We start from the raw sequence: 17,791 nt of genomic DNA, 5'->3' as shown, positions 1-17,791 counted from the left end.
AATATAAACATATTAGAAAATATTAATGTTTAACAATGTATTTCGTGTTTCATCTGCTAGATATGTTATTACACCACCAATTACTGATAAAAGTATTAATATTCCTATTACTAGATATATACCATATTTACCGTAGTCCTTATACATCTTTCTTATTTGGTCAGCTTTTTGAAAGTGTGCTAGTATAAAATATACAGCTATCATAATTATTGTTAAAGCTATAACAATAGCAGCTATTATAACAACAATGTTAACTCCTTTACTTCATGCTTTTTGAAGTAAACTTTTTATTTGTTCGTTTTCTTCATAAAATGCTGTAATTTTTGAAATCATATATCTCCTTTTAATTTAAAATTGTGTAAAGTAAAGCACTGTGTAGTAAAACAATTAATGTTAAATAAAGTGCTTTCTTTCAATTTTTTCAACTTGTTATTTTTTTATTTTGTTTACGGGTTTTTCTTATGTCTCAAATTATTCTTGCTCATAGAATAATTATTAAAATAATTGATCAAATAATCTTAGAAACTACCATCTTATTTTATGCACTTTCCAATTCATAAGCATAATGCTATCATCATTATTGCTCCGAGAGCTTGCAATAAATCATTCATTTTTACTCCTTTAATTTAATTATTGTTGTGAATTTAGATAAGATAAAATTGAAAAAGCTGAATAAAACATAGAACAAATGACAATTGCAATAAGAGTAATTATTGATATGAAGGTTATAATTAAAAATATTATGCATAAAACACGAATGGTTTTTGTGTTAAAAACGAAAATAACTAAAAGATAAAACAAACCACTTATAAAACAAGACACAACAGCTATTCCTAAAAAAATAAAAATCAAAATTCATCAAATCATAAGTTCTCCTTTGTCATTAAAGTTTTACATTATCTTTGATTTGCTTTCGTTAGCATTTCGCATAAAGAGCTTACTCCCATAAAACCTAAACCAATAACACTTACGAAAATAGCAATTAATGATAATATGGTTGCAATTGAAAAGATAAAAAATAAAATTAGACCAATTATTCCTGAACTAAATTCAGATAATAAAGTAAAGAAACTACTTATAATAAAAATTCCGATTGATATCAACAAAATGTTTAATAACATAAATTCTCCTTTAAACAAAAATAAAAAATACCTTTTATAAAAAAGATCCAAAGCTAATACAAGCTTTTTCTCTAATTTATAAAAGGTATCTTATTTAATAATAAGTGAAGGTAAAACGCATTAATAGCAATTATCACCATTTATTGCATTTAATGCAATAAAATTATATCAAAATATCTTTCGTATTTTCATTTTTGTAATAAATTATTTGCTGATTTTTTAATTTTTCTATCGTTTGTTTATACGAAGTTTTTGATGTTTGAGTTTCAAAATCACTAAGTAAATTAATATCTAATTTTTTATTTAAGTATTTTTCAAAATACTGTTTTTGTTCATTAAACAAACTATCTCAAAGAGTGTTATGTTTATTAAATAAGTTAAAATACAAAGCTAATAAATTTTGTGATAATCACAAATACATCTTTTTATAAAAACTTTGATAATCAACTTTATTATCTGTAAAAATAACTTCTTTATTTACAGCATAATATCTTTTTAAATTAAGCATCTTGACAATATCAGAGATTAAATTATTTAAAATACTTTCAAAAACTTCTTTGTTTTCAAGTTCGTTAAATTGTTCTTCAAAAGTTTTATTTTCATTGGTAATATTAGAATTTAAAAAGCTAATATACCTTAAAGTGTCTTTAAAAAGATTAAGTTGCAATTTATTGTTTTCATTAATAATTACACTATTTAATAAAAACTGTCCATAAACTGCTAACACTGCATAATCTTCATTTTCATTACTTAGCTCTTTTGCAATTTCGTTAATTTTCTCATTAGAATTATCAAACATAAATAGTCTTTTATCTAAATTTAGATAATTTACTATTGTTTGATAGTTATCAATATTTGTTTGTAAGATTTTGTCTTGCTGATAAATTTTATCTTCTAAGTAAATTAGAAAATTACTTACTTTGTCAAATTCTTCAATATCAAAATTATTCATCAAGTTTGATATATCTGTTCAATATTTATTAATGCTTTCGGGTTCACTTGTTGTTGATATTTTATATTCACTTAAAGGTTCGTATTTGGAGTTTGATGCTGTGTTTATATTAATGCAAGAAAAAGTTGTTAAAGGAGTAAGCATTGTAAATAATGCACATAGTTTATTCAAAGATTTTTTCATCATTAAACACTTTCATTCATTTATCTTTAAATTCTTTTAAATAAGGAGTTATTTCATTTAGTTTTTCTTGTAAAGAATTTATTTCTGTTTTGATGTCTTCAAGAAGATTTGGATCTGTTAAATTTGATAAATACTCTTTGCGTTGTTCAATTTGATTTTTTAAACCTTTTGCTCTCATATACAAATCTTTATATTTTGCATCACGCTCTGAAATAAGTTCTTTTCTAAGATCATTTTTTAATTCTTTAACTTGTTTAAGATCTTTAAGTTTTTGTTTGAAATGTTCATTGATTTTAGTTTGTGATTTATTGTCTTGTTCAGTAAAACTAAAATTTGGTTGATTAAAATTGATGATGTATTCGCTAAGTTCAAAATCTTTTGCATCTTTATAAATTGGTTCTTTTGGAGATTTGAGTTTTCAGAAATTATAAGCAAGAGAAGATTTTAATTTTAAAGGTTTACTTTGCATTCTAAAAATAATGTGAGTGTTAGAATCAAGAGCTTTTAAATCAGCAATACTCATAATTTCTTTTTCCGCTTTTGAAACTGATTCGTTTTCTGAATCGTTTTTGTTTTTAGAAAAAGAACTTTTTAAAATGTCTTTTTTACCTAAGGTATTAACAATTTCTTTTAGCGTTTCATCTGAATCAGAATTAATAAACGCTGTAAGTCCTGTGTTTTCTAAAATGATATTTTTATTATCTTTACCGTATTTGTCTAGTTGAGAATATGACTGCAAAATAATTAAAAACATAACTTTTCTAGATAACGCAATTGAAAGCTTGCTCCCAAAATCATTAATGGTTGGTAAATTACCGAATTCATCAAAAATATTTAATAAATGTCTTGCTAGTTGACCCCCATTATCATTTGCAATGGTAATAGCAATTTTATATATTTGATCTACTATTAAATTAACAATTGTGTTTTTAGATTTTTCGTGGTCGGGAAACTTAATAAAGACAGCAAATGGTTTACACTCTTCATTGTATAAGTCAATTTTTTGATTTAATCTTGTTATAGAGAGTGTGTTTAAATGATGTTGATTTAATAAATCTAAGAAACTTTGAAAAGTTGTTATATTTGAATCTTCATTAAAATTCTCTTCATAGTAAGTTTTAATTGCAATATATGTTTTATCAATAATTTGTTTTTTATTATCAATGTCAAAGAAATCATTTGAATTGTTTTTAATCATTCTTTCAACTTCTTTGCTGTATGAATAATATTTAGCATACTCCAAAATAATTTCGTTAAAGCTTTCATTGAATTTAAGTTTATTTTCTAAATCTTTATTTTGATCTTTATAAAAATCAATTTGTTCGTAAAAATCTTTTACTTGTAAGTTTCAATGTTGAGAATTTTTATAATTGGGGTTGCTTAAATAAATAAGTTCTTTAATATCAGTTTCACTTCTTGAAGAAAAACTTCTAATACTTTTATCTTCTGCAAAAATACCAATTGCACCTTTTGCGTTTGTTAAAAAACCAGATAAAGTTTGATCTGCTGTTTCGCTAAAAGGTTTGATCTCTTCACGATATAGTTGTAATAATTCATTAATATTATCTTGTCTTTGTTTTTTGTTAATATCAAATTCATTATCTTTAAGTAAATTACTTGAAGATGTTTTTTCAAGTTCATCAAGTTTTTTAATTCATTTTGAATTTTTGATTTCAGAAACACTCAAAAACTGAGTGAAGTTTGCTAAATTAAATTGATCTCTGGTAATCTTATTTGGTTGTAATGTAGAATAAAACAAAAGCATTTTACCAATAGCAATTAATATTTTTTTAGCGTTAGTAGTTCAAATTGGTTCTTTTGATTCACCCCAACTAAGAGAATAAATAACTTCAGAAAGCATAGAATAAGCAAGCGTTTTATTATTATCAATATTACCTTTTTTAGAATGGAAGGTATCTCAAATGTTATTGAGTAAATTAAACCCTTGTGAAGTGATAGGATCTGCTATATCTAATACAACAGCACGGTAATTATTATTTTGTAAATCTTCATATACTGCTGAATAAAGTTCTCCTTTGGGGTCTGCAACAACGAAGTTGGGTTTTTTGTTTTTATCTTCAATGTTTAAATTGTATTTCAAAATAGGTATAACAAATTTTTGAGTTTTACCAGACCTTGTCCCACCGAGAATTTTTAAATTAAGTGGGAATTTAGATAAGTTCACACCATTTCATTTAATTTTGTTTTTGTTTTTGGAATAAGACACCACTCACGCTGGATCTAAATTGTTTAATTCATAGTTTTTACGAAACTCTGAATAATTACCCAAGTTCTCAATTTCGTTGTAAGTTCAAGAGTTATTCTTATCTAAATCTTTTTCGTATTTTTTATCTTTCTTTTTGGACTTTTTATATATTAAAATGCAAATCTCAGCAAAAGCAGAACCACCGATTAAGTAAAATCAATAGTTTTTTAGTATATTTGTTAATACACCAACAAAATTACTTAAACCTTCTTCTTTTGATTTATTTAAATATAAATTGGTTTGAGATATGAATTTTAAGCAAGCAAATGTTAAAGTTAAAAATATAAAAATTAATATTGTATAGAATGTAAAAATACCAATAACTTTTCAGATTTGTTTTTTAGTATATTTGAGTTTGAATCATTTCATTTGTCTCCTTTTAAAATAAAAAAGATAACTACAATTAAGAGTTATCTCTAATAACCTAAGAATTCTGGAACAGCGTTAAGTCTTGCTTGATACTCTTCAATTGGAATTAAGATATTTCTGTTAATGTCAACATTAACTTTGTTGTAATCACTTAGTGTTGGGTTTTTAGTGTTAAATTGATCAGAGAAAGTAGCATCAATTACATAAATTTTACCGTTTTTATCATAGTTTAAATTTATGTGAGGAAGTCTTCTACCGTTTGGAAAATAATATTGATCATTAAATTGAATGTTGTTTTTGTGTCCAATAGCATTTAAAGATAAAAACATAAATTCTGAATAAGCTTGACAGTTAAAAATACTTTCTTCATTTTCAAGTGTTAAATAAACTTTGTTTATCATTCTATCTCCGACATTATAAAAGTTTTTAATAACTAAGTATTTAGTTAAAGCTTTAACTTGTTTGTCAAAATCTCATTTTTTTGAAACTACTGTTGGAACAATATCTTTTACCAAGGTAAAATGTTTTTCGTAAAGTTCTTGTGTTTTATAAGGTTTTTTATCTTCATTTTGTCAAACTAATTCTTCGCTATTGTTAGCTAATGTTCTTGATTTAGTTAAAACAAAACTTCAATCAGCATCAACTTTATTTTTCTGATTTTCGGTTTTATAATTTTGTCTAAAATTTCACTTAGAATTTAAAAAATCTAAGTTAACTTTATCTTTAACATCAAATACCATTCAAGCATCTTCTTTAAAAGAATTAACAGCTGGTAATAAATTATCATTTACTTCTTTATATTTTTCGTAAAATATTTCTTTTTCTAAATTAACCATTTTTTCTCAAATTGGAAAATCAGCAACAAAGGTAGTATTTATTTTTCATTTATTTGTATTTAAATATAATCTTGCGTTTTTTACAAAAGTATCGTATATTTTATTTTCAACGAAAAAGTTTACAAATGTATTTTTTGATGTATTCATTACTGAATCAATTAATTGTATTTTCTTATCAATGGTCTTTATGATTTCGCTTTTAAATTTCAAATAATATGCTTTCAAATCTTTGTTTAATAACTTTTCGTAGTTGTTAATATAAAAATCATTTACATCAGATTTTAAATTAACAAGATCAGATCTTTTTGAAGGTAATTCTTTGATTATTTTGTCATAAATAATTGAATATTTTTCAGTTAATTCTAAACTCAATTTATCTTCTTTTATAGGTTCTTCTTTTTTGATTTCTTGATTAGTTGAACAACTAAAAGCAATTAATGGAGAGATGCTTAAAGGAGCAATAAATAATAATTTTCTTAACGCATATAATTTCATATAATGAAATTATACTCTTTTTTAAGTATTATTTTAATAATACTTAAATTTTATAAATATGATATGTAATTGTTATATTTGTTGTTAGAAATGAGTTGGTTTATTTTGTAATACGACAGTTTTTACTTTTTCATATTCTTCAACTAAGTCTGTAAGAGAAAAACCTTTAACTCTTGTGTTCTTCTCAGAAAGTTTTTCAAAGTCAATTAAGTCAAAAACTTTTTGAGCTATTGGGTTTTGAATTTTTATAAAAAGATATTGTCTATTCTTAATTAAATCTTTTGGGTGAATTATTTTAAGTGAATAGTTATAGAAACCTTGTCTGTGAACAGCAAAGTTTCAATTATAAATGTCTTTGTTAAAATACTTTAAGGTTCTAGGAGTGTTATTATGAATGAATGTTAGAAAATCATTATGTTCTTTTGGTTTAGGAGTTAGTAATCTTTGATTTTTTAGACAAATATCTTTTTTAGTTGTTCATATTTGAAAAACACAGTTGACATTATAGTCTTTCTTATTGATGGTAAAAGCATTTTTCTCAACATCTATTTGATATACCAATTTCGCATTAACATTTATTTGTTTTTGAATTGAATATCTCTCAAATATTTTAGGTAGAACAAATGCAACAATACCATTTTCTTTTAAAGCTTTGTTTAAGAATTGTAATGCTAATTTTCCACTTTTACCAAACGGTGGGTTTCCAATTACAAATCTATTTTCATTGTATAACATAGGAGTTTTTAAATAATCAGCTTTTACTACATTATTAAAATAATAATTGCTTACATCTATGTCATAAGCTTTAATTTGAGATAGTTTTATATTATATTTTAAAAGAGCATTCACAAAACTTCCAGACCCAACGCTGGTTTCAATAATTTCGCTAGTTAATACTTCTTGAAAAATATTAATAACTTCTTTAACGAGTAAATCAGCAACTTCTTGCTTTGTGAAAAATTGATCTAATTCTTTTGCTTTCTTCATTTAAAACAAGCTTACTGTAATTCAGCAGAAAGAATATGTGTGTTAGCTACAAAAGGACTGCTTTTTACTAAGACAGCTTTATTAGGAGATTTAGATCCAAATGCAGATGATGGTTGAGTATCATGTAATGTATCATAGATTAATTCTTCTTTTAAAGTAAGTTCTTTTAAGTTTGCACTACCTAAAACTTTTACATAAAGATTATTACCTGAGATTTGGATTTGAAGTTTGTTTTGCACAGTTTCAAAAGTTCCAAAATGTGGTTTACCCCTTCCATCATCTCATTTACTTACAATTCCTACATTACCAAACCCAGATGTTCTTGTTTGAGAATCTTCTCTAACTATAAAAATAGGAAAGACATTTGTATTTAAAATGTTATCTCCGTTAGCGTAATCACCCCTTGTTTTAGCATTTAAAGGTATAACTGTTTGATTTGAAGATAAACTTGAAAGAGATATTTCTTTTGTTGTTATTTCAGTTGTTCTTAGAGAGCTTATTATATTACTGTTTGTGTAGTATGGTAGATCTTCTTTAAGAGTTAACTTAATATTTGAAAAGTCTCTTCAATTATCAGGGAGTGTATAACTATATGTTGATAATGTATAATCACTTATGTTGTTAAATAATACTGTTTCAGTTGAAGAACTTGATTTAGGTATATTGTAAGGAGCAGAATATCAAGCATTGTTTCAAGCAATACCGTATTTTTCAAAAAAGTCTCCATTACCTTTGTTTTTAATATCACCTAATACTCTACCTTGAACACCTAAATTAAATGATGTGTTTTCTACTCTATTTAAAACAAGTTTAGGAACTAATGCATCAAGTTTTGCTTGCAATTCTGTATTAGAATTATTTTTATCTTTTACTTGATTTTTAAGTCTAAAAACAATACTATCTGCTTTTACATTTGCACCATCTGTTCCATAATCAAAATCTAAATTATCAGTTCCTGCTAACTCAACTAATTTTCTTTTAGCTTTTGTTAAGTTAGAATTTGAAGTATTAAGTTGACTTTGCAACTCTTGTTTTTCTCTTTGAAGAGCTTGAAGTTGATTTTGTTTTTCTTGAAGTTGATTTGAAAGCTCTTGGTTTTGATTTTCTTTGTTTATTAGCTGTTCTTGTAAACTTGAAACTTGTTCTTGCAAAGTTTGAATTTGCTTGTCTTTTTCAGATAAACTTTCTTGTAGTTGAGCTTTTTCGTTATTTAAGTTTGTAATTGTTGTATTTAATGTTTGAACTTGATCTGTAAATTTAGCAATTCTTTGTTCTTTTGCTTGTAAATCATTTTCAAGAGCGGTTTTTTCACTTTCAAGTCTGGTTTTGTCATTTTGAAGATTTTGTTTTTCTTCTTGTAAAGTTTGAATTTGAGTTAAGTTATTTTCTTTTTCTTGTTCAAGTTGAGCAATTTTCTTTCTTAGTTTATCAACAATACTTCCTTCAAAAGCTCCTTCTCCATTATCGTTAATATCTGCTTGACCATTATCCGTTCCAATTAAACGAACAAGTAAAGATTTAGCATATGTAAAATCTCTTTTTGTGTCTTTTAATTTTTGATTTACATTATTTAAAAGTCTATTTAAAGCATCAGGAGTTGCTCAATAAAAATCTTGATATTGCTTAACTAATTTTTCACCTTTGTTAATTAAAGCTTTTGTAAAATCTTTATTTAATTTTTCTTGGTATTTACTTTTTACATCAGCATTATCATAATATTGTTCTAATTCGTTAAACATTTGTTGTTCTTCTGAACTTCATTCTTCAAAGTCTTTGGTTGGTATTTCATATGAACATTCGTTTACAAGACCTTCTCTAGCATCTGAACAAGGTTGATTATCTCCTTCATAAAGTTCATCATAGTTAAAATCATGAAGATATTGATAAATCTCTTTATAAGTGTTTGTGTGTAAATTAACATCTTTATATAACGCTAATAATACATCAACATATTGTTCTTTTAAGCTTTGATTTTGAGTTTCTAAATCATTAATTTGTTCATTTTTATTAGCAATTTCTTCTTCAAGAGTTGCTTTAACATTTTCAAGTTCAGCAACTTTATTTTTCGCAACTTGAAGTTGTTCTTGTAAAGAGTTGTTTTGATTTTGTAAATCTTCTTTATCATTTTCAAGCATTGCAATGATGGTATTTAAACGAGCAATTTCTTCATTGTTTTGTTCAATAGTTAATTGAAGTTGAACTTTTAAGTTATCTCTTTCTGTTTTCAGTTGATTAAGTTGTTCTTCTAAACTTGCTTTATCTTTAAGTAAATTGTCTCTTTGTAAAGAGACTTTTTCAAATTCAATTTGTAAACTTTGTAGTTCGCTTTTTAATTTTCCTAGCTCACTTGTGTTTGAATATTTATTATCTTTGGAGTTGTAATTTTTACTTCCAACAAGTTTAAGTAATGCTTGTTCTTTTAGAGCAATTTGTTCTCTTAAATAATTTAGTGTTTGACTTTGAGTCATTGCATCATTACGCATTCTTTCAATATCACTTTGCAAATCTCCAATTTGAAAATTAAACCTTGAATAATCACTTTGGTTTTTAGCATACACTCCATCAAGCATTGCTTTATATTTTTCAATTTCTTTTTTATTTTGTGCTTGACCACAACCCCATAAAATCAAACTAGCTCCCGCAACAATTCCTGCAGCGGTTGCTCCAATAAATCATCATTTCTTATTTTTATTTTTTTCTGTTTTAACTGCTTGCATTTTTTCCTTTCTAAAATTATTTAGATTCTAAACCAACTAATTTGTCAACTTGCGATTTAAAACTTTTCAAATCAGAAGTTTCAACATTGATTTGATGTAATCTATTTTGAAGTGTTTCTTTTTCTTGACTTAGTTTTTCAAGTCTCTTACTTACTTGTTTGTATTGAATACTAATTTTTTTAGCAATTGTCATTTATCTCCTTTGTTAGTTGTTGTTAATATTTTTTACATTACATTTTGATTTCGTTTGACATCAATTTTTTTAATAGATATTTCATATTCTTCTGAATCTAAATTCATATAGCTGTTTATGAATTCTTGAATTTTTGGGTTTTTATAATCTTCAAAAACAGAACGATCAACTTGCATAATATTTGATTTACTGACCATATATTCAGATTCTCCTTTTCCAACATATTTTGCGTTAGGATCTAGTTTTTGTCAAACATAGCTTAAACTTTCATTGTAAAAATCAAAAAGCAAATCATATCTTAAATAAGATATTCAAGGGTTTATGTATTTGCTTGTTGATTTGGGTTTAAAAGAAAATGTCTTCTTTTCATTATCTAAATAATAAACATCAACAAAAACATCATATTTATTGTTATTATTTAGCAATTGAAGTTTTTTTATTTTAAAAGAATACGGTTTACTTAGACACTTCATTTCTCAAAGTTCACAAGAACTGTATTTTCTAGAATTAATCTTTTTAAAATCACTTTTAGTAAATAACCAGTTGATATTTTTGTTGGTATCAAAAACACTTAGATCATATGAAAAACATTCTGTTCTTATACTTTTAAGAGAAAGTTCGTTATATTGCCTTTTAGCTTTCATTGACTATACTATTTATTACTTCCTTGAATTCAAAATTCTGAGCAACAAGATTTTCAAATTGTGTTTCGTTTATGTTAAAGACAAAAAGTTTTAATCTCTTTCAAAAACCAATTTTCTTAGTTAATAATTTGTAAATTTTTAAGGGTCTAATATTTCGTAATTGATATTCAATGTCTCTTTGAAATTTAAAAGTTAAAATTAGACAAAAACTCAAAATAAATATAGCTATAAAAAATCTTCAAAGCACTTCTGGTTTAGTTAATAAATCTTCTTTTATTTGTTGAAATAAATATGTTGCTGTTGAAATGAAATATATTAATGAAAATAAAAAAAATATAGTAGCAATTCAAACGAAAAAATAAATACCTTTAAAAAATCTCTTCTGATTTAAGTCAAATTTTTCATAGACTTTAATATTCATATTATTCTGAACCTTTCTTATTTGTTTTATTTAATCTTTCAATATCTACAATAGCTTGAAAAACAGAATTTAAAGGGTTTATATCAATAGAATTACCAGCAAAACGATATAAACATTCCTTGTTTAATATTCCTTGTTTGATAAACGGTTTTAGTTTTTGGTAATCTTGATCTGAAAAACCCATTATTTTTAAAGATTCTTGCGGTGTAATTAAACGAGCATTTAAATAATTTGGATCGTTGTTTTCACATTTGATATAACCAGCGTTAGGGTGTCTATCTTGTCTAGTTGTTAAAGTGTTTATTGCAAAATTTCTTTGTCTTGCTAACTCTAAATTATGTAAAGGTTTATTTTTGTTTAATATTTCAATTCTAGAAGGAGTATTTCTTATTTTGCAATTAAAATCACTTATATTTTTATTATCAATATCAAAGATTTCTTTATATTTACTTTTTAATTCTTTTTGAGTTTTTAAAATATTACTTGCTCCGATGTTGTCTAAATATTCTTGATATTGTTGATCATTTAAAAATGGAGTTTTAATATCTTCTAAAACACTAAGAGCAAATACCCGTTCTCTTGTCTGTAAAGAACCGTGTTTTTGAGCGTTTAAAACAGCAGTAAATGTTTTTTAACCATTGGACTTTAAAAAGTCTGTTCATTCTTGATATTCAGCAGAGTATTTTCCAACAAGATTTTTAACATTTTCCAAAAGTAAATACTTTGGTTTGTTTTTGCACTCACTAACAATTCTTCCAATTTGTCATATTAAATGACTTGTTGAAGAATTATCTTTAATACCTTTATCTCTACCCATATTAGCTAACGATAGTCCTTGACAAGGTGAAGAATAAGTTATCAAATCAATTTTGTATTGATCAATTAAGCTTGGTTTTACACTTTGTATATCACTATGATTTTTATTTATCAAATTAGCAACTACAAGAGCTTTTTTAAAATTTAAATCTTTGCTAGTAATTGAGTTTGTAGGTTTTTTACTATTTAAAGAAAAAACATTCTTTAAAAGATATTCATTAATTTGATCTTCATTTAATAAATTGTTTGCTTTCAATGTCTTTTCTATGGTCTCTTCGTTTAACTTATTATGCATTGCTGAATAAGCAATAATACAACGAGCATCTCATTCAGAAGTTGCTATGATGTCAAATTTGATATCTTCATTTTTAGAATTGATATTTTTTATACTTTTATGTTGTGAACCAATACCAGCAAATGTTTCAAAAACTTTAATTGTCATATTGTCTTACTTTTTAATTGTTTCGTTTTTATTCATTACTATTTCTACATTGTCATTTCTTTATTTAGTTTTCAAGAAAAAATTTCTTTTCATCGTTCTTCTTTTTTACTTTCTAAATCATTAACAAATTCTTCATAACCATATTTTTTAATTGTTGTGTCAAAATCTAATCTTTTTGGTAATAAACAAAATTTTTCATATGAATAAAGACTATTTTTTGATTCAACTAAGGTGCGATCTTCATTCATTAAAAATGATTTATCTAAATGATCTAAAAATTGCAAATCAATATCTTTTGTAAAAACTAATGAATTTTCTTTAATATATTTTTCTGCTTGCTCGTTATCTTCTACAATTGTTTTAATAATATAACTTACATTATCAATAAATTGACTTACAATAGTTTCTTCTTCGGAATAATAATTAGGAGAAAACATTATTATAGCTTCATCATTTGCACTTCAAGTGTAATGCTCTACATTGTCATTATCTCTATCTTCTATCATTTCTCATAGATAATCAATTTGTTCTTCTAATGAATAAGTTTTCCAATTATGTTTATAAACTTCTTCACTTGTTTTGTATTTAGTTTTATGTTCTTTATTAAATTCTTGAATTTCTTCTTGTTCAAGTTCTTCTTTATATGAATCTTCATAAACATTAAGTCAATACGGATCAATTTTATTTAAGTTATTTATAACTTCTACAATTGCTTTTTTAGAAGGTGTGATTTCTCCTAATCTATCAAAATAATTAAGTTGTGTTGATCTAAACGAATAAATATTGTCTCAAATATCTTCAATTAATTCTTCTTTGTTTAAATAATCAGTATCGTTTTCTTCATTATATTTTTGAAGTTCTTTTTCTGATAAACCAATGTGATCTAATAAGTAATCTTCTTCGCTGTAAAAAAGATGAATGCGTTCTGCAAAAGGTATTAATTTACCGTTTCAATAATACTCATAAGAAGAAGGTTTGCTAAATGATGATTTTCCCATACTTATTCCTTACATAATCATTGTGTTGTTGCTGGTTTGTTTTTCTTTTAAATCAAGTGTTAAAGAATCTAATATTTCTTCAATTACTTCACTTTTTTTCAACACATTTAAATCATTTTGGTAAGCATTAATTTGAATGCATTCATTATCATCGTTGATTTTGTTAACAAGTTTTTCAGACATATATAAGAGTCCTACATCAGACATACCTTCTTTTTGAAGTTTTTGATCAAAGATATCTCATAAGGTGTCATAATCAAAGATGTCATTTTCTGCTAAGTATTCTTCTACATATGAGTTGCTTTTATCTAAATTAACAATTTCATTAATTGTTTTTAAATTATCAAGTGATACATCAAGAGCATATACATCAGAGACAGCTCTTAAAAGTTTGTCATTTTCTACAACATCTTTGTTTTCAAAAAGCTCTTTTTGTGTTTTTGAGTATTCTTCAAGTTGTGATGAATTTAACTTGTCAGCTTCGGTTTTAATTTGTTCAATTACATTTGTATTTAAAATTTCTAAAACATTAATTGTTTTTTGTTCTTTTTTCATATTTATTCCTTTTTTGTCTTTCTTTTTCTTTTTTATCAAGTAGTAAATAATCTATTGCTGATAGCATTATTTGTTCTTTACAATACAACTCTAATTCTTCTTCATATTCAAAGTCAAGTCCGATGTATTTATGGTTTTTATTGAAATTATTAAGTAAGTCTAACGACAATTTTAAGAATCATGAACTATCGATACCATAACTTTTGAAAAATTCATCTAAAAATTCATATCATTCTTTATAACTCTTAACTCATTTGCTTTCAAAAGAAATCTCAACTCATTTTGAACTTTTATCTAATTGAAGTATTTTGTAAATTTCTTTTAAGTTATCTAGTGATATATCAAGTTCGTATATTTCAACAAGCATTTGATAAGATTCTTGGTAGTAATCAAAAATTGGTTGATGCTTAAATATTTTTCTTTTTAACGATACATATTCTTTAAGTTCACTTTCGTTAAGTTTTTTTTGATATTCTTTAATTTCATTTTGTTTTTCTTTGCTTAGAGCTTTCATATAAACCTTTTACATACTTACTTCCGGTTCTTTTTTGTTTGCTGTTTCTAAGTTGCGATAATCATTTTTTAAATAAACTAAATTTACCTTATTATCATTGCTTTGAATTACTTCATTAATTTTTGTCAAAACAGATAATTTGAAAATATCATCAACATTATTTAAAAGAAGTTCTTTATTAGCATCTTTACTAAATTGCGAAAATTCTTCTTGGTCGCTCATATAAACAGCATTTAAATCACAATACAAATTACTCATTTTTGAATTTGCGAAAACTGATACTGTATTTTGTAAATCTTGTTCATTTAAATCATTTAAGTTTTTAACTATTTCAACAAAAAAGATTTTGTCATCTATGTCAAATAAAGTTAAAAAATATTTAGAATCTTGCTGATCTTTGCGTTTAATTGAATAAACATTAAATAATTTATTTTTCATTTTGATTTCCAAACCATTTTCTTTTTACATATCTCATTCTCAGTCTTCTTTTGAATTTTCTTCAAATGAATTTGAAACATCATCACTAATTCTTTTAGCTTCTTCTAAAAATTCTTCTTCACTATGAACATTTTCTTTACTTGGTTCTTTCTTTCTAGCTAATAATTCTTCTTTGCGTGCTTTTCTGAATTCTTTTTGTGTTTTAGTTTCCATAAAGTCAAATTCTTCCACCACAACTGTTGTGTATAATTTTTTATCTTTTCCTTTAAAAGAATTTAATGAACCATTAATCAAAATTGGGTCTCCTTTTTGAAAATGTTTGTTGATTAATTCTGCTGTGCTACCAAAAACAATACAGTTAAAATACATTGGTTCACTTTCGTTGTCTTTTTTAGTGAATTCTGAATTCACAAGTGAAAAATTTAAGATCTTCTTATTTTCAGTTTCGCTTACTGGTTTTATTTTGTAGTCCATATAGCTTAATCTTCCACTTAAAATAATTTTGTTCATATTGTTCTCCTATAAATTTTTATTTTTTGTTGTTCCGAAAACTTCATAAGCTTTCTTGTAGCTTTTTAAAGCTTTGTAAATAATTTTTGGTAATCTGATAGATTTATCTTTATCAGATTCATTATCTGAATTGACATTTACTTTTGGTGTGTAATTAATAGCTAAATGCGGGTTTATCTCTTTTAATCTTCAATAACTGTAATTTAACTTTAATTTGTTTTCGTTTGTCAATTCTTTAATTAAAGTGTTTGCTAAATTGGTTTTAAGTTCTGATAACTCCTTTTCTTTAAAGTTGTTTTTTTCTTTATCGTTAAAAGGTGTTTCATTTATCAATGCAGTTATTTTTGAAAATTCCTTACTCAAATCATCATTGTTTTCAATTAACTCTTCAACAACATTAAGAACCTTTTGTTTTAGTTCTTCATTTAAAGTTTTAAAGCGTGGTGATTTAATTTTTGAAAGTTCATATTGAAGTAAAGTAATTTTCTGATTTGAATTTTTAAAATTATTTTGTTCAACAATGCTTTGTTTGTATGTTTTTTGTAAAGTGTGCTTGGTGTTTCACACTTGTTTTTTTGTTTCAAAGATTTCTTCTAACTCTTGTGGTGATTTTAAGTTATTCAGATGTTGAAGATTTTTGATTAAGTTTGCTTTTTTAAATCTTCCACTTTGTCTAAAAGTCTTTTTCCCATTTCTGGTATTAATAAACTTTTGTTCTTTTTCAAAAAACACTAAATGCAAATGGGGGTTGTCTGAGTTAGTATGTAAAGTAGCATAAAAATTTAAGTCTTTGAAAGATAATTTTTCTTTTTCAAATAATCACTTTAAATTTTTTGATGCATATTCAACATAATCTCTGGGTGAATACAAGTTATGTTTTTTAGCATATTCCACTGTAAAACTCAATACCGTATCTCAGATAAATTGATCTGACTTTATTTTTTGAAAAACCTTTTTGGTTTCGTTAATATCAACTAGCGATACTTCTTCTGAAGAGTGAATTTGATATAAACCAGAATTACTTTGCTCATTTAAAAGTTTTTTCAAAGTTAGTTTGTAGTTATTGTCATTTTCTTCAACTAACTTTTTAATTTCAGAATTTGATAAAGATGTTTTTAAACAAGCATCGTTTCTGGTGATGTAATCAACTATGTTTCTTTTATCTTTACAGGTATAGTATTTTCAGTTAACTTTTTTATTTGTTTTGTCTTTGTATCTATGAGCGTTGTTTTTATTTACTATTCTCTTTAAAGCAAAAATTACTCCTTTACTAATTGAACCCCCTTATTAACACAAATACCTTTTTTACCTTCATTGTGTTAAATACTCTAATGTTTATTTAATGTTTATATACTTACTTAATAGTCCAAAATAGATCTCTTTTTACTTTGCTTTTCAAGTTTTGGACTCTAAAATTGAATAACTGAAAAAAACTAAGACTTTTAGCAAACTGAAAATCAAGTTGTCGTTTTATTTGTTTTCACAGATAATAAAGTATTACCTAGTCCATCATTGATCTCTTTTTACGATTTCTTAATTTACAGTTGTTTAACTGTTATTGTTTCAAGAAAAAATATGTTTTCTGTTGTAAATTGATTTTTCCCGTGTCTAATTAGATTTTTTAAAATTTTGAATACCTTAAATGCATTTGTTTTAAATGATTTGAAAATTTTGCAATTAAAATGTCTTCAAATTGATGAATATGAAAAATTCTTTTTTAGAAAATAACTGAAAGATATTTTAAATTCTCACTTTCTAAAAATTCTTTTTTCTATTTCTCAAACTTCTCCATAACGAATGTCGCTATGTCTAAATTCAGACTTTTTTCTTATCACTTCCTTTGGAGAATTTGCTTTCAACAAAAACATATTTAAGAGTTGAAAATAAATTTGTTTTGGGTTCACCATTCCAAATTGCTTTAACATTTCTTGATCATCAACCTTAAAATACCTTTTACCTTTTTCGTGTAGCTTTCTTAAAAGCTTAATTCTTTCATTTTCAAAACTAATGAGTTTCATTTTTTGTAAGTCTTTTAATGACTGATAAAAGGTTGATTTTGAAAAGTATTTTTCTTCTCCTATTGATCAATTTCCATATTTGAATTTTCTAAAATCTAAACTGCTTACTGCTACTTTGTCTGAATTCTTTTCAAAGTAGCAGTTCAACATTGCAAATAGCACAAGAGCTTTTCTTTTTAAATTGATAATTTGAAAAATTTCTTCATCAATTTTCAGTTTTGCATTTTTCAATAGGTATTCACTATTTGCGTTGTTCATAAAAACTCCTTGCTTAAAGTAAGAAAAAATACACCGCTTTTCACGATGTATTTTCCCG

Annotated in this window: 17 protein-coding genes and 1 pseudogene; 1 reads left to right on the top strand and 17 read right to left on the bottom strand. The window is 24.9% G+C overall.

Features of this window, described 5'->3' with window-relative positions; all coding sequences use genetic code 4:
- Positions 1–12: 12 nt before the first annotated feature.
- Positions 13–333 carry a hypothetical protein gene (locus tag EXC45_RS02025; protein WP_129693770.1) on the bottom strand — a complete coding sequence of 107 codons (321 nt, stop codon included), beginning with the start codon at positions 331–333 and terminating at the stop codon, positions 13–15.
- Between the two features lie 660 nt (positions 334–993).
- Here EXC45_RS02025 and EXC45_RS03975 point away from each other — a divergent pair.
- The gene (locus tag EXC45_RS03975) at positions 994–1,161 is read left to right on the top strand and encodes a hypothetical protein (protein WP_165163192.1); all 168 of its coding nucleotides are present in this window, start codon (positions 994–996) and stop codon (positions 1,159–1,161) included.
- A gap of 123 nt (positions 1,162–1,284) precedes the next feature.
- Here the strand turns inward: EXC45_RS03975 and EXC45_RS02020 are convergent, their stop codons facing one another.
- From EXC45_RS02020 to EXC45_RS01950, 16 genes and pseudogenes are all read right to left on the bottom strand, one after another.
- A complete protein-coding gene (locus EXC45_RS02020) occupies positions 1,285–2,256 on the bottom strand; it encodes a hypothetical protein (RefSeq protein ID WP_129693769.1) in 972 nt (323 codons plus the stop codon).
- On the bottom strand, positions 2,237–4,891 hold the full coding sequence (locus tag EXC45_RS02015) for a type IV secretory system conjugative DNA transfer family protein (RefSeq protein ID WP_129693768.1): 2,655 nt from the start codon (positions 4,889–4,891) through the stop codon (positions 2,237–2,239). The genes EXC45_RS02020 and EXC45_RS02015 overlap by 20 nt, the downstream gene beginning before the upstream one ends.
- A 47-nt stretch (positions 4,892–4,938) precedes the next feature.
- Entirely contained in the window at positions 4,939–6,222 is a 1,284-nt protein-coding gene (locus EXC45_RS02010) for a hypothetical protein (RefSeq protein ID WP_129693767.1), read from the bottom strand.
- Positions 6,223–6,306: 84 nt separating this feature from the next.
- Positions 6,307–7,209: a DNA methyltransferase family protein gene (locus tag EXC45_RS02005; protein WP_036435146.1), complete on the bottom strand. Its 903-nt coding sequence runs from the start codon at positions 7,207–7,209 to the stop codon at positions 6,307–6,309.
- Between the two features lie 11 nt (positions 7,210–7,220).
- Positions 7,221–9,926, bottom strand: a complete 2,706-nt coding sequence (locus EXC45_RS02000; RefSeq protein WP_129693766.1) for a coiled-coil domain-containing protein — start codon at positions 9,924–9,926, stop codon at positions 7,221–7,223.
- Between the two features lie 16 nt (positions 9,927–9,942).
- Positions 9,943–10,119, bottom strand: a complete 177-nt coding sequence (locus EXC45_RS03970) for a hypothetical protein (protein ID WP_156951407.1) — start codon at positions 10,117–10,119, stop codon at positions 9,943–9,945.
- A 32-nt stretch (positions 10,120–10,151) separates the two neighbouring features.
- The gene (locus tag EXC45_RS01995; RefSeq protein ID WP_129693765.1) at positions 10,152–10,763 is read right to left on the bottom strand and encodes a hypothetical protein; all 612 of its coding nucleotides are present in this window, start codon (positions 10,761–10,763) and stop codon (positions 10,152–10,154) included.
- Positions 10,753–11,184, bottom strand: a complete 432-nt coding sequence (locus EXC45_RS01990; RefSeq protein WP_036435194.1) for a hypothetical protein — start codon at positions 11,182–11,184, stop codon at positions 10,753–10,755. Before EXC45_RS01990 ends, EXC45_RS01995 begins: the two co-directional genes overlap by 11 nt.
- 1 nt (position 11,185) lies before the next feature.
- Positions 11,186–12,295 (bottom strand): annotated as a pseudogene (locus tag EXC45_RS01985) (DNA cytosine methyltransferase).
- A gap of 191 nt (positions 12,296–12,486) precedes the next feature.
- Positions 12,487–13,440 (bottom strand): hypothetical protein, encoded by a 954-nt coding sequence (locus tag EXC45_RS01980; protein WP_129693764.1) that lies wholly within the window; start codon positions 13,438–13,440, stop codon positions 12,487–12,489.
- A 9-nt stretch (positions 13,441–13,449) separates the two neighbouring features.
- Positions 13,450–13,995, bottom strand: a complete 546-nt coding sequence (locus EXC45_RS01975; RefSeq protein ID WP_129693763.1) for an Mbov_0392 family ICE element protein — start codon at positions 13,993–13,995, stop codon at positions 13,450–13,452.
- Complete coding sequence (locus EXC45_RS01970; protein WP_129693762.1) at positions 13,970–14,509, bottom strand: hypothetical protein; 540 nt, start codon at positions 14,507–14,509, stop codon at positions 13,970–13,972. The genes EXC45_RS01975 and EXC45_RS01970 overlap by 26 nt, the downstream gene beginning before the upstream one ends.
- Before the next feature lie 9 nt (positions 14,510–14,518).
- On the bottom strand, positions 14,519–14,947 hold the full coding sequence (locus EXC45_RS01965) for a hypothetical protein (RefSeq protein ID WP_129693761.1): 429 nt from the start codon (positions 14,945–14,947) through the stop codon (positions 14,519–14,521).
- Between the two features lie 24 nt (positions 14,948–14,971).
- Positions 14,972–15,457, bottom strand: a complete 486-nt coding sequence (locus EXC45_RS01960) for a single-stranded DNA-binding protein (protein WP_129693760.1) — start codon at positions 15,455–15,457, stop codon at positions 14,972–14,974.
- A gap of 9 nt (positions 15,458–15,466) precedes the next feature.
- Complete coding sequence (mobL, locus tag EXC45_RS01955; protein ID WP_036435428.1) at positions 15,467–16,504, bottom strand: relaxase MobL; 1,038 nt, start codon at positions 16,502–16,504, stop codon at positions 15,467–15,469.
- Between the two features lie 491 nt (positions 16,505–16,995).
- Entirely contained in the window at positions 16,996–17,733 is a 738-nt protein-coding gene (locus tag EXC45_RS01950; protein WP_129693759.1) for a hypothetical protein, read from the bottom strand.
- Positions 17,734–17,791 lie beyond the last annotated feature (58 nt).

The organism is Mycoplasmopsis columboralis, from assembly GCF_900660675.1.
Taxonomy (GTDB): domain Bacteria; phylum Bacillota_I; class Bacilli_A; order Mycoplasmatales; family Metamycoplasmataceae; genus Mycoplasmopsis; species Mycoplasmopsis columboralis.
This window is presented reverse-complemented; position numbering and strand designations above follow the sequence as displayed.